This window comes from Pseudoalteromonas sp. 20-92 (assembly GCF_030847595.1).
Classification (GTDB): domain Bacteria; phylum Pseudomonadota; class Gammaproteobacteria; order Enterobacterales; family Alteromonadaceae; genus Pseudoalteromonas; species Pseudoalteromonas fuliginea.
In genome coordinates, this window is record NZ_JANJGQ010000010.1 from 34,369 (window position 1) to 48,131 (window position 13,763).

The following is a 13,763-nucleotide window of genomic DNA, read 5'->3' on the forward strand; positions in this document are numbered from 1 at the left end:
ATAGCAATGATTATCCGAGATAATCTTATAATAGGCCCTCCTTGTAATGCTTTTTTAGCATATTTATAAGTTAAACAGCGCAAAGCTACCCTGTTAGTATATATTTAATGTAAGATTAAAAAATTAGATATGAATCCGAGAATTACACTATGATCGTTTCAATTATTATTGTGCTCATAGTCGCACTTATTGTGATTGCGCTTTGGGTAAGTGCTGTACAGCAACACAAAGAGAAACAAGAAGGCGAACGTCGCAAAGAGCTTACAAAGCAAAAGGCGATAATAGAAGAGACTGAAGAGGCACTTGTGAATAGCGCCAACATACCTTTGTCCGAACCTATTATTCGCGTACTACAACGCCGTATTTATGAAGCGCTGAAAACTATGGTGGCAAATTCCACTGGTTCAAAGGCGCTTAAAAATAGGTTAAGTGAAGCAAAAGAGCATCTTACGCAACCTGTTCAAGGCAATAATAATGACTCGCTGTCTTTACCGAGTAACGACAAACAGCTTGTAAGTCTTATCCAAGGTATAAAAAAATTACGCATAGTGTTACGCTCAGAACACAATAAAGGGCGAGTTGATAGCCAAGTGTTTACGGTTGAAGATAAACGATTAGAAAAGCTTCAACTTCGTATCAATATAGAAAGCCAAATAAAACGCGGTTTATCAGCACGTTCGGCAAACATGGTAGGTTCTGCTAGGCAATATTTTGAAAAAGCCCAAGTTACTCTTAACGGAGTGACTTATTCAGATGAATATGTTTCAGCTAAACGTCAAGAAGTGGAAGGTTATCTAGAAGCAATTAGTGTAGAGCTTCGGGCATCAAATGCTAATGCGCTTAAAAAGAAAAACGAACAAGAGCAGGACGACTTGGATATATTATTTGCTCCTAAAAAGAAATGGTAAATATGTGTTATCAGCGATAAGCATCCTTTCATCTTAAATTGTTATTTGAAAGCCAGAAACTTTCTGGCTTTTTATATTTTTATTTCAGCCTACCCCTCAGCTAAAATGCTTGATTAGCTTGTCGTGTTGTTACAGGTAATCGGTACTCGAATGATAAATCTAACACCCATCCTAATTTCCTTAGCGAAAAATGGAATGAAAAATAAACTTTAGCCAAAAAAGTAAATTTAGTGGCGCAGTTTTGTTAGTCCAATTAATGTGGCAGTCTACTTTGGTTTTTGAAGCAACTATTACTTAGCCAAGAATCTATATATGGTAATTAAATGATTGAAAAAATTATTGGTTTCGTTCTTTTATTTTTATTCTTACTATCATTTTTAAGTGTGCTCGGCAATTTATTAGCTGCTTTACTTAATCCTATTGAACTGAAGTTAATTGCCTTCAAAAGGTTGAGTATATCCTTGGCTATACTGATAGTTACATTTTTAGTCGCATATAAATTAGGTTATTTTATTGATAAGTATAAATAAAGGAAATAACAAAGACACATATAGGCGTTCCCTTTTAGTCAAAACGAGTTAGTTTATAAACATAAAAATTAATGCTTTTCATCTTATTTCAGTATATTTAATATCACTGTAATGGTGCGTCGCAATCTTTTTGAAAAGCAGGGTTACTAAAAAATAATGATGACACCCTGCATAATTTTATGTGGTGAAAATTATTTACGGGAACCGAAGAGGATGGGTTGAAGTTAAGTCCTTTATACTACTGTGAATAATAACACCTCCTTATTACTGTATGTTGACGATAAAAAAATAACGTTAACATCTATCCTAATTTTCTTAGCGAAGAACGGAGTAAAAAAGATGAAATCTTTGCCAAAAAGATTAAATTTAGTGGCACAGTTTTGTGGTTAAATTAAGATGGCTGTCATCCTAATTTTGGTGGGGCGTTTTTAGGTTCCAATATGGGCAGAATATGAAAAAATGAGAGGGGGTAAGTCATGTTGATTTTTAGACTTTACATATTGTTCAGTTTTTTTCTATTAGTGTCATGTGGAGCGGATAAAAATTACGAACGTATAAGAGATAATTTAATTTTAGAAAGTGAAAATATAGCTTCTAAAATAGTTTCTAATAATCATTAAGAATTAATTGCAATATTGAAATATTTAAAAGAAAACCCAAATGAATATATAGCAGGAAGCAACTTTCCCTTAGTCAGTAGTGATTTAAAAAAAATCGATTTGGAGCTATATGAGATCACTAAGGTAGCAAATGAAATTGGGATTTTATCTGGAAAAAGAAACTCATATGGGATTTATGGTTTAGAGGTTATTAGAAAAGATAACAAAGACTTTAAGTTTACCTATGCTATAGCGAGCAAGAGTAAGGATAATATAGATAAAAATACTTTCATAAGCGCTTGTAACCCTATTTCTAAAGAGGGCCTATGCTTACATAAAAAAAGTGATAATTTTTATTTTATTTATAGCTTCAAGAAAAAGTAAATAATAGAGCTAGATTTTTTGTCTTTAGGTGATAAAAAATAATGATGACACCCTGCATAATTTTATGTGGTGAAAATCATTTACGGGAACCGAAGAGGATGGGTTGAAGTTAAGTCCTTTATACTACTGTGAATAATAACACCTCCTTATTACTGTATGTTGACGATAAAAAAATAACGTTAACATCCATCCTAATTTTCTTAGCGAAGAACGGAGTAAAAAAGATGAAATCTTTGCCAAAAAGGTTAAATTTAGTGGCACAGTTTTGTGGTTAAATTAAGATGGCTGTCATCCTAATTTCTTGTATGGGGTACGTTGGAGTTGAAGCTTCAGCTACCATTGGAACTGCTGAAGGCTATATGAATTATAGTTATCCTGTAGTAGAAAATTTTAACGTAATAAGCAGTGCTTTCATAGAGTCGTTTTATAATCAGTCTAAGGGACCGCTGGGGGATTAATTGAGTAAGTTTTTATTTTTTATATTGTTAGTAGTATTTTTTTGCCATCAAGCAAAGGGTAATTGTAGTGAGAATGTTACTTTAGAGTTGATAAAGGATGATATTGACGCACAACAGGAACTCGAATGGAAAGATGTTTCTAATATACTAGAACAAGGGATATTGCAGAATGACAGCACTGCGTATTTTCTGTCTGGTTACATTTTATATTTGGGAGCATACAACCAAAATCCAGATTATAAAGAAGCTAGAAAAATGCTTTCAATTTCATCGGATTTAGGGAATATAAGAGCAAAGCATATTCTGGGTAGTTTTTTAATTACAAGTGAAAAAGCAGAAGATGTATATAAAGGTACCAAGCTACTAGAGTTATCTTTTGAGGAAGGTATTTTAGATTCTAGTGTAAATTTATATTATGCATATCAACTTGGAAAATATGGTGATATTGCTTTTCTAAAAAATTCCTTACGTAAAGCATCTGATGTGGGTGATGATGAGGCTGCTATATTATTCGGTCAATTGACTTTAGATGAAGCAATGAAAAAGAATGATTCAGAATCACTATTTAAAATGGTTTCTTATCTATCAAACAGAGCTGATAAGCAAGGTTTTTCAAATGATATGTATAAGAACTTATATTATCTTTTTTTTGGAGTATACGGCCTGCGAGACTCTCCGTTAAAAAATAGTATTTATGCGGATTATTATTTAAAAAAAGCGGCTGAAAATGGACATGAATATGCAATAAAAATACTTAATGAAAATAAATAGGTCCAGGTCTCTTTTTGCTTTTTTGTTATAATAGTTATTTTTACTGGTTCAATTGTTGCTGTTGGTAAAGGTAGTGTTAGTGAGGAAATCACGAATATTACCAGCATTAGTTCTGGGATACTTGCGAAAAAATTAACGTGACACCCATCTTAATTTTAGGCTTGTCTGCGCCCACTTATATACCAGTAAAACATCAGTTCAAATACCACAGAATTACAGGAGTATAGGTTGATTATATCCCTCGGTAACATACGATTAGTAAAATATATTGTCCCAATACTTTTACTGTGTGCAAATAATGTCTGGTCTTGCTCAAAGTATGCAGAGATGGTTCAAACGGCTGACTTGAGTGAGGTCGGTGAACTTGCCCGACGAGAATTGGGGCATGAACTTATGAGAGAGTATGATTTCCCGAGTAAGGTATTGAAGAGACTGATGAATAATGAAATGGAATTTGAAAAAAGTAATATCCTTCATGAATATGGGGATGTTTTGCTTGATATGGCTGTTTATCGTTCAAACTATGAAGGTGTCAGGTATTTGCTAAGTAACGACATATCCTTATTTTCAAAACGGAGATTTATAGAAAGCCCAATATTTGTTGCTACAAGTGCTAAGGACAAAAAAATGTTAAAGTTACTCTTAGAGATGACAAGCTCTGAACATACTCAATTGTTTAAAGTGGCAAATAAATATATTGATTGTGCTAACTCTTTGTAAGGTTTAGTAGGTTCATGAAAAATTAACGTGGCACCCACTTTAATTAGGATAGTTTTGCTTGTTAAAAATAGGTGCCTGTCTTGCTTAATATCTACCACAGTTCGATAAGGTTGCATTTAAAGGCGAAATTTTAGAACCCCACCTAGTTAAAACCAAATTTGGCTGGCATGTAATTAAAGTACTTTATCGTACTTAGTTTACTTTTAAGTAAAGAAGTAACCTTCGCTGTATAGAGAAAGGCTGCAATGTGCAGCTTTTTTTGTTTTAGTTAGTTATTATTTTGCTAAATTAAAATCTATAGTCATTTCTAAGTCTTCATCAACTACAGCAATACCATTAACTACTTTAGGTGCGTAACGCCATTTAGAAAGAGAGCGAATTGCTGCTTTATCAAAGATTTTCACAGGCTCAGCTTTAATCACTTTAATATTAACTGGCTTACCAGATGTATCTACATCAAAAGACATTGTCACACTACCTTCAATTTTTTCACGGACACTTTTAATTGGATACTCCGCAGGACTGGGCATTATCAGTGTAGAGTTAGGGCTATCAGGTAGATCTGTTGTCGAAAATTAACGTGACACCCATCTTAATTAGGATAGCTTTGCTTGTTCAATTAAGATGGGTGTTCTGCTAAATTAATGACACCAAAAGGGATTTAAGGTAAGTAATAAATTTGTATTGTTTTTGAACTGATGAATAAACAAGAAAGGCTGCAATGTGCAGCCTTTCTTAATTTTAAACTTTATTTGTGTATTAAGCGTCTTGCTTGGCTTCTTCTTCACTAATTTGTTTTAGTGCTTGAATGAATGAGTCGCTTGGTTGTCCGCCAGTAAGTGCATACTTATCGTTTATGATAAATGTAGGCACAGAGCTAATACCCATTTGTTTGAAGTTGTCTTGCTCTTGGCGTACGTCTTGTACGTATTTGTCTGAATGTAGAATACCGCGCGCAGTTTCTTTATCAAGACCTACTTTTTCAACAACGTCGAGTAGTGCTTCTTCTTGATTTAAGTATTTTAAATCAGTGAAGTGCGCTTCAAAAAAGGCAAGTTTTAATTCGGTTTGCTTACCTTCTTCACGTGCCCACATTAATAAACGATGCAAATCAAAGCTGTTGATCATGATACGTTTGCCATCAAAATTAAAGGTGAATCCAGCACGCTTTCCTGCTTCGAACATGTTTTTACGATTTTCGTCGCCTTGCTCTTCACTTAGGTTGTACTTTTGCATTAAGTGTTCGTTTAAGTCTTGACCTTCAATTGGCATATCTGGGTTTAGTTCAAAAGGATGCCACGTAATATCTGCGCTCATTTCGTCTTTAAGTTGCTCTAGTGCAGTTTCTAGGTTTTTATAACCCACTACACACCAAGGGCACATTACGTCTGAAACGATATCAATTTTAAAGTTTTTCATATTTATCCTTTTGAGGATTGCTTTGGTATAACAGGGGATATTGGGATGAACTGCACTTTATCAATGCCAAACTAAAAAGAGCAGCTAAGCAGCTGCTCTTGAAGGTATTCAGTTTTAAGCGTTAAGGCCAAATGGGTCGTCAATGCTATAACTTGGTTGTGTAAACCAATGAGGGCCGTTGTCGGTCATGTAAAAATGATCTTCTAAACGCACGCCAAATTCATCGGGTATAACTAACATTGGTTCGTTACTAAAGCACATGCCAGGGGCAAGTGGGGTTTTATCACCGCCAACTAAATATGGCCATTCATGAATGTCTAGCCCAATGCCGTGCCCCGTTCGGTGTGGGCAACCCGGTGTTTGGTACTGCGGGCCTAGCCCTTGCGCTGCTAAATAGTTACGTGCGCCTGCATCTACGTCTTCGCACGTAGCACCAATTTTAGCTGCATTAAATGCCGCCATTTGCGCTGCTTTTTCATGATCCCAAAACATACGCTGGCGCATTGTTGGTTCGCCAAATACATAGGTACGGGTTATATCTGATAGGTAATCGTGTACTTTACAGCCGGTATCAATTAGTACCATATCGCCTTTTTTAAGTATTTGGGCATCTTTAACACCGTGCGGGAAAGACGTTGCAACACCAAATAAAACAATACAAAAATAGTTACCTGGCGCACCTACTTTTTGGTGTGCTTGCTTAATAAAGGCTTCTACTTCGGTGGTGGTTATTCCCTCATAAAGCATACTTGCTGTGGCTTGATGTACGGCTAAGGTCATGTCCATCGCGCGTTGCATTAAGCTAAGTTCATGAACTGATTTATGCATACGGCAATGCGCCGTTACAGGTTGTGCGTTTATGAGTGTTAAACCCGTTTGTGCTTTATTAATGCCGTCGAATATAAAAAATTGTGCGCTTTCATCAATGCCAATAGTTGCGTTTTCATTAATGTTTAACTTTTTAATACTTCGACAAAAAGTGCATAAGGATTTTCGTGCTCTTTCCACCCATGGATAGGTCCTTCTATTACTTTAAAGCCGTTTAGTGAACCAATTTCGAAATAAGGCGCAATGTATTGTACTTCACCAAGGGCGGGTAATATCGCGCCAACCATGCGCTCGCTCGCGTACCATTTCATGCCTGTAAAGTAGGTAAGGTTGGTGCCAGCGTTTAAATAAATTGCATCTATGTTGTTTGCTATCATATACGCTTGCGCCTTGGCTATGCGCTCTAAATGTTCGTCAGCAGCAATAGGGGTTAGCGTTTGCGTCATGTTACTTAGGCTTGCCAACGCTTGCTCGCTTGATTGTGTACCTATACCTATGGTGGTCATGTTTTTCTCCTTGGATTTTTAGCTAGTGTGATTAATACCAAGGTAAAATTCAATGTTATGCGATAAGAGGCTATTAGTTTACAGCCTCTTAAAAGGGCATATTATTTTTTAGCGTAAGGTAAACGCGTGAGTTTATTACTTGTGTGGTAGCTATCAAGCCCGGTTACTGCCACCGTTTCAATAGCCTGTAAATCTAAAAAGCCATCACTTTGAAGTGCTACTTCATCTAAATACACATCAGTGATTTCACCTATTACAAGCTCTGTGCCATTGATGGCTAAATGTTGGTTTTCTACAAATTTAACTGAGTACTTTAAGCGGCTTTCTTTTACAAAAGGCGCTGCAAAGTCGTTTAAGTATTCGGGCGTTAACCCCGTCGCTGCAAATTCTGACTCGCCTTTATCGTAACGAGCTGAAGTTTGATGAGCTTGCTTATAAATCGCTTTATTAACCTGGTTAATGGTGTAACTACCTGTTTCAATTATGTTTTCGAACGTATGTCGAGGCACGCTATTTGGTCGCATTATCATGCCAACTAGCGGAGGGTGAGCACCTAAATGAATAACAGAGCTAACAATGGCGAGATTAGTATTGCCTTGTTTGTCTTGCGTGCCAATTAAGTTGGCGCTTTTAAAACCCGAAAGCGAATTAATTAAATGAGTACGGGTGTGTTTTTCAAGTGCGTTTATGCGCTCTTTAGTAAAATGCATTAAAGGTCCTTACCACGGTATAGTTTCGCCTTGCCAATCTAAGTAGGCAGGCTCACCATTGAGTTCTAAATGAGGGTTATTAAAAGTAAGTGTAAAAAGCTGCTTAGCTACAAATTCAGCTGTAAAGAGTTTTCCTGCGGGTACGTTTTTTTGAAATGGCTTTGAAAGCGCAGTATCAGTAGTCCCTGGGTGAAATAAAACGAGCTTGGTATTTTTAGCTCGGCGTGCAAGCTCAATCGCTGCGGTTTTAAATAGCATGTTAAGCGCAGCCTTGGAGGCGCGATACGTATACCAACCGCCTAATTTATTGTCGTTAATGCTGCCCACACGCGCACTGAGTGCTGTAATAGTACACTGCGTTTTATGTGTTAAAAGCGGCAAAATACTCTGCAAGCAAAGTAGGGGAGTTAGGGTGTTTGAATTTAGAAGTTGGCTAAAATACTCAGCGTCTAAATCCTCCAGCTTTTTTTCGGGCATATGGGTTTCGTTGTGCAGTGTACCATTGAATATAATAACTTGTTGTATATCGGCATTTTGCTCTTTTAGGTAATTAGTAACGCGCGCTAAACTTTGTTTTGTGTAGTCAGTATGCAGGTGGACAACACTTGAGTCAGATTCAATACTTTTTGAACTAATACAAACGATCTGATGAGTAGGCGTGTTTATTTGTAGATGTTCTATATATGCATTTGCTATGGCACTGCTTGCGCCGAATAAAACAATAGTTTTCATTTATCACCTTTTGCTTTTAGTCCACATTGGCCGTTACTGCACTGAGTATTTGGCATTAAAAAGCGACTGATGGGGTGCCGGTACTTAGCAAATAACAGGTATCCGCAGTCAGCGAAAAAGCGAATTATTGGCAAGCGAAAAATTTTCAACCAGCCGTGTTTACCCACTAATTTCCATGCTTCGTACGTTACATCAAGCCCGTAAATCATTTCACCTGATAGCTTTTGAGCTTGCAGATAAGTCATTGCTTGGTCTTTATCAATATACGAATAACGCTCACTAAAGTCGCTCGCGTTAAGATCTTCAAGCGTAATTAGATTTTTAGAGTCTGCGTGTTTTAGTTGCTGCATTTCGGTGCTGCAAAGGGGGCAGTTACCATCGTAAAAAATTATCATGTGGGTGCTTTGTGATTATTTTATATATATTTTTTTACGACAAGACATTGCAAATGGATCTATTAAATATCCCTACATGATGATATTAATAGTGCCCTACGAAATAAAGGAGAATGAGAAATGAGTGAACAATACGCCGCCTTGCGAGGTAATGTAAATTTACTAGGGCAACTTCTAGGACAAACTATTAAAGATGCTCAAGGCCAAGCTATTTTAGATAAAGTAGAAGAAATTCGAGCTTTATCTAAATCATCTCGCAGTGGTAACGAAGGCGACAGACAAGCGCTAATAGAAGTACTCCATGCGCTTAGTGACGAAGAGCTTTTGCCGGTTGCCCGTTCATTTAATCATTTTTTAAACCTTGCCAATGTAGCAGAACAATTTCATACCGTTTCGCGTTTTAATGACGTTGGCCTTGGTCAACAAAACCCTCTCACTCAAACATTAAAAACGTTAGCTACAAAAGCTGAACAAGGCCAGTTAGACAGTAATCATTTGGCCGAAACACTCTCAAAACTCCACATAAACTTAGTATTAACCGCTCACCCAACCGAGGTTACGCGCCGTACTATTATTAACAAACATGTTGAACTAAGTGATTGCTTAGCGTCATTAGAGCGAAAAGATAACTTAGCGCAAGAGCGTGACAATATTCTAAATCGTATTGAACAGCTGATTAGCCAAGCTTGGCATACCGACGATATTCGTCGCTCTCGCCCAACGCCAGTTGATGAAGCTAAATGGGGTTATGCGGTAATCGAAAACAGTCTTTGGCACGCTGTTCCGCGCTTTTTACGTGAATTTTCAGCCAATGTTAAAGAGCAATTAAGTTTAGAGCTACCAAAAGATTACAGCCCGATTGAGTTCACATCTTGGATGGGTGGAGACCGTGATGGAAATCCATTTGTAACATCGCAGGTTACAGCAGAAGTGCTTGACCATGGTCGTTGGATGGCGCTTAACTTATATATTCAAGATTTAAAAACGTTATGCGCTGAACTCTCTATGTCAGACGCCAGTGATGAGCTTATTGAGTTGGCAGGTCAAGACTTTGAACCATACAGAGCGGTGATCAAAAAGCTTAAAAACCAAGTTGCAGAAACAGTAGCTCATCTTGGCGCTAAAATTAAAAATAAGCGTAGCGATTCACAAGATTTAATTACCGATATTAATCAGCTTAAGCATCCGGTTGAGGTGTGCTACCGCTCGTTATTAAAATGTAATATGAAAGTCGTCGCGGATGGCTTATTGCTTGATTTACTGCATCGTATAAATAGCTTTGGCTTGCGTTTAGCTAAACTCGATGTGCGCCAAGACTCGTCTCGCCACAGCGATGTTTTTTCTGAGCTGACGCGTTATTTAGGTTTAGGCGACTACAACCAATGGCAAGAGCAAGATAAACAAGCTTTTTTACTTACTGAGCTTAACTCTCGCAGACCGCTTATTCCAAAACATTGGCAACCAAGCCCTGATGTTCAAGAAGTGCTAGACACCTTTGATGTTATTGCTAAGCAAGACGAAGCAACATTTGGCTTGTATATTATTTCGATGGCGCGAACCGCTTCTGATATTTTAGCTGTACAACTACTTCTTAAAGAAAGCGGCTGTCAGTTCGATTTACCCGTTGCACCATTGTTTGAAACACTTGACGATTTAAATGCGGGTAGCGATGTAATTACTACATTACTTGATAATGTTTGGTATCGCGGGCATATTAAAAATACCCAAAATGTAATGATTGGTTATTCAGATTCTGCTAAAGATGCCGGCATGATGGCTGCAGGTTGGGCGCAGTACGAAGCAATGGACAAACTTGTACAGCTTGCCGATGATCGTGGTATTGAGCTTGTTTTATTCCACGGCCGTGGCGGTACAGTAGGTCGCGGTGGAGCACCCGCTGCACAAGCACTGCATTCACAACCACCGGGTTCTTTAAAAGGTGGGCTACGTGTAACTGAGCAAGGTGAGATGATTCGCTTTAAATTTGGTTTACCCGATGTAGCACTGCAAAGCTTAAATATTTACGCAGGCGCAGTACTACAAAGTAACTTATTACCGCCGCCGGAACCAAAACCACAGTGGCGCGAAGTAATGAAGCTAATAAGTGAGGAGTCGTGTGAACACTACCGTAATGTAGTTCGCCACGATGAAAACTTTGTACCTTACTTTAGAATGGCAACGCCTGAGCTTGAACTTTCTAAGTTGCCGCTTGGCTCGCGTCCTGCAAAACGTAATCCTAATGGTGGCGTTGAAAGCCTGCGCGCTATTCCATGGATTTTTGCTTGGAGCCAAAACCGTTTAATGCTCCCTGCATGGTTAGGTGCGTTAACAGGTTTAAAAGCTGCGCTTGATAAATATGGTGCAGAAACTTTAAACGAAATGAGCTTACAGTGGCCGTTCTTTAGATCGCGCCTAGAAATGCTAGAAATGGTATTTAGTAAAGCCGATTGCTGGTTGAGTGAGCATTACGATAATGCACTGGTGGAAGATATGTACAAACCACTAGGTGTAACACTTCGTAAAGAGCTTCAAGAAGCTATTAGCTTGGTGCAATCACTTAGCCCACAAAAAAGCCTACTAGCCGAACAACCTTGGATTAAGGAGTCGATTAGCTTACGTAATCCGTACACCGATCCACTTAACTTATTACAGGTTGAGCTTTTACGCCGCGCTCGCTCAGAGGAAAAACGAAACGAAGGCGACATTGATAATGCATTAATGATCACGATGACAGGTATTGCAGCAGGTATGCGTAATACCGGCTAACGTGCTATTTGTTAGGTATACCAATTAATTATTTTGTTGGGTATACCAGTTAAAATTAAAGGGAGCACGCGATGTGCTCCCTTTTTTTGCGTTAAATAGGCTGGTATTTAACATCCTAACCTTTTAAACTACTTAGCCATTGAATAATTAAAAAATGTTATGGCTTCAGCAACTTTTACTGTACAGCAAGATACAGCACTTACAAATTCGCACATCACATTAAACGTAGCGCAAACAGCGTCATTACGTAGTCAATTAAAATCACAACGTGGCATATTAAATTCTAGTAATATTAAAGCGTTATGCGCTCAACTCAATGTGTCTGATGATGCATTACTACAAGGTTTAGTACCTTTAGCTTCTGAGTATGCTGTTGCGCCAGTGTCAGATTTTCATGTAGGCGCAATTGTTAAAGCACTTGATGAAAACGGTGAGGTAAACTTTTATTTTGGTGCAAATGTAGAGTTTGATCATCAAGCATTGAGTTTAGTGGTTCATGCAGAGCAATCGGCTATAAATAACGCATGGTTAAACGGCGCTAAAAAAATAGTTAAAATAGCGATTAGCGATGCGCCTTGTGGGTATTGTCGCCAGTTTATGAACGAACTAGCTGATGCGAAAGAGTTTGATATTTTACTTCCTGATCAGCAATTTAAACTTGCTGAATTACTGCCGCATTCATTTGGACCTACCGATTTAGGTAACGAATTTAGCTTATTTAACCCAAAACCACAGCAAGGTAATTTTAGCCTTGATGGCCTTGATGAAACCCTTGCGCGTTTTGCACTTAATGCGTACGTGCCTTACAGCCAAAACTTTAGCGCCGTAAAAATAAGTACATTTAGTGATGGTGATTTTTACGGAAGTTACGCCGAAAATGCAGCTTACAGTCCAAGTTTATCGCCACTACAAAGTGCACTAAGTCAGTTCTTTTTAGCGGGGCTTAGCTTTAACGAAAGTACAGTAAAATCAATTACACTTTTAGAAACCGCAGGCCATGAAAACCAAGCGGGTGTAGCACGTGCTGTACTTGCAAGTTTTAAAAATCTACCGGCAATAGAAGTAATTAGCGCACCACTTAAATAGTGGCTTGCATACAATAAAGCACAGCCGGAGCTGTGCTTTATTAAAGCGAGTCACTCTATCGAATTAAATAACTCACTCACTAACTGCTATAATCTGTATTAATCAAGTAATACTTTAGCTGCTTCTAATACGACTGCTACAGATTTACGCTCAATTTCACCGTGGTCTACATTTGGTATTTCTTGGCGAGTACGGTTAACAAGTACGCCTGCTACACATGCTGCTTGTAATCCAAGGGCTGCACACATAGTAAATAATGTTGCCGATTCCATTTCATAGTTCATCACGCCCAATTTTTGCCACTCTTCGCAGCTACCTTGTAGTGATTTAGGAACGTAACCAGAGTGCGTATCGTAACGCTCTTGCCCTGGGTAGAATGTATCGCTTGATGCAGTAATACCAATATGGAAATCGATATTTAAGTTTTTACATGCTTGTACCATAGCTTGTGTTGCATAAAAGTCAGACACAGCAGGGTAGCTAAGTGGTGCAAAATGTTGGCTTGCACCGTCTAAACGTACAGACGCTTGGCTAATTAAAATTTCGCCTTCGTTAATGTGTGGCTGAATTGCACCGGTTGTACCAATACGTAAAAATTTACGCACGCCAAGTTGTGCTAATTCTTCTACTGCAATCGACGTAGATGGACCACCAATACCTGTAGAACATATAACCACAGAGTGGCCGTTTAATTGACCTAAATAAACATGAAACTCGCGAGTTTGAGCAAGGCAGGTTGGGTTGTCTAGGAATTGTGAAATACGTGCTGCACGATCTGGATCGCCCGGTACAATCGCAAGTTTTGCACCTTTAAGATCGTCAATACATAGTCCTAAGTGAAATACCTTTTCCATAGCTAAGCCTTTTATAATAATTTGTTGTCAATCTAGCATCATTGCTAGAAACGTTTATTAAGTACAGGACGATTGTCCGTTTTACCTTAACTCTTCC

At 38.1% G+C, this 13,763-nt stretch carries 12 protein-coding genes and 2 pseudogenes; 7 read left to right on the forward strand and 7 right to left on the reverse strand.

Annotated features, from left to right (window positions below):
- Positions 1-149 precede the first annotated feature (149 nt).
- The 5 genes and pseudogenes from NRL14_RS10775 to NRL14_RS10795 all read left to right on the forward strand — a co-directional run.
- Positions 150-908, forward strand: coding sequence for a hypothetical protein (locus NRL14_RS10775; protein WP_306724644.1), 759 nt, complete (start codon positions 150-152; stop codon positions 906-908).
- A 1,165-nt stretch (positions 909-2,073) separates the two neighbouring features.
- Entirely contained in the window at positions 2,074-2,421 is a 348-nt protein-coding gene (locus tag NRL14_RS10780) for a hypothetical protein (protein WP_306724645.1), read from the forward strand.
- Positions 2,422-2,879: 458 nt separating this feature from the next.
- Positions 2,880-3,650 (forward strand): sel1 repeat family protein, encoded by a 771-nt coding sequence (locus NRL14_RS10785; RefSeq protein WP_007375571.1) that lies wholly within the window; start codon positions 2,880-2,882, stop codon positions 3,648-3,650.
- A gap of 327 nt (positions 3,651-3,977) precedes the next feature.
- Positions 3,978-4,370, forward strand: coding sequence for an ankyrin repeat domain-containing protein (locus NRL14_RS10790; RefSeq protein ID WP_306724646.1), 393 nt, complete (start codon positions 3,978-3,980; stop codon positions 4,368-4,370).
- Positions 4,371-4,461: 91 nt separating this feature from the next.
- Positions 4,462-4,566 (forward strand): annotated as a pseudogene (locus tag NRL14_RS10795) (peptidylprolyl isomerase); the annotation flags it as partial.
- A gap of 79 nt (positions 4,567-4,645) precedes the next feature.
- On the opposite strand, the gene NRL14_RS10800 reads toward NRL14_RS10795, so the two are convergent.
- The 6 genes and pseudogenes from NRL14_RS10800 to NRL14_RS10825 form a co-directional block, all read right to left on the reverse strand.
- A complete protein-coding gene (locus NRL14_RS10800; RefSeq protein WP_306724647.1) occupies positions 4,646-4,900 on the reverse strand; it encodes an energy transducer TonB in 255 nt (84 codons plus the stop codon).
- 229 nt (positions 4,901-5,129) lie between these two features.
- Positions 5,130-5,789, reverse strand: a complete 660-nt coding sequence (locus NRL14_RS10805; protein ID WP_149605000.1) for a DsbA family oxidoreductase — start codon at positions 5,787-5,789, stop codon at positions 5,130-5,132.
- Positions 5,790-5,903: 114 nt separating this feature from the next.
- Positions 5,904-7,123 (reverse strand): annotated as a pseudogene (locus tag NRL14_RS10810) (M24 family metallopeptidase).
- A 101-nt stretch (positions 7,124-7,224) separates the two neighbouring features.
- Positions 7,225-7,833 carry a flavin reductase family protein gene (locus NRL14_RS10815; RefSeq protein ID WP_007375568.1) on the reverse strand — a complete coding sequence of 203 codons (609 nt, stop codon included), beginning with the start codon at positions 7,831-7,833 and terminating at the stop codon, positions 7,225-7,227.
- 9 nt (positions 7,834-7,842) lie between these two features.
- Entirely contained in the window at positions 7,843-8,565 is a 723-nt protein-coding gene (locus NRL14_RS10820; protein ID WP_188161089.1) for an SDR family NAD(P)-dependent oxidoreductase, read from the reverse strand.
- The gene (locus tag NRL14_RS10825; protein WP_007375566.1) at positions 8,562-8,960 is read right to left on the reverse strand and encodes a thiol-disulfide oxidoreductase DCC family protein; all 399 of its coding nucleotides are present in this window, start codon (positions 8,958-8,960) and stop codon (positions 8,562-8,564) included. Before NRL14_RS10825 ends, NRL14_RS10820 begins: the two co-directional genes overlap by 4 nt.
- 120 nt (positions 8,961-9,080) lie before the next feature.
- On the opposite strand from NRL14_RS10825, the gene ppc reads away from it, so the two are divergent.
- Both ppc and cdd read left to right on the forward strand, forming a co-directional pair.
- Positions 9,081-11,726: a phosphoenolpyruvate carboxylase gene (gene ppc / locus NRL14_RS10830; RefSeq protein ID WP_306724648.1), complete on the forward strand. Its 2,646-nt coding sequence runs from the start codon at positions 9,081-9,083 to the stop codon at positions 11,724-11,726.
- Positions 11,727-11,885: 159 nt separating this feature from the next.
- Positions 11,886-12,812 (forward strand): cytidine deaminase, encoded by a 927-nt coding sequence (cdd, locus tag NRL14_RS10835; protein WP_306724649.1) that lies wholly within the window; start codon positions 11,886-11,888, stop codon positions 12,810-12,812.
- A 98-nt stretch (positions 12,813-12,910) separates the two neighbouring features.
- On the opposite strand, the gene udp is transcribed toward cdd, so the two are convergent.
- Positions 12,911-13,666, reverse strand: a complete 756-nt coding sequence (gene udp / locus NRL14_RS10840; protein ID WP_007375563.1) for a uridine phosphorylase — start codon at positions 13,664-13,666, stop codon at positions 12,911-12,913.
- Positions 13,667-13,763: the final 97 nt, after the last annotated feature.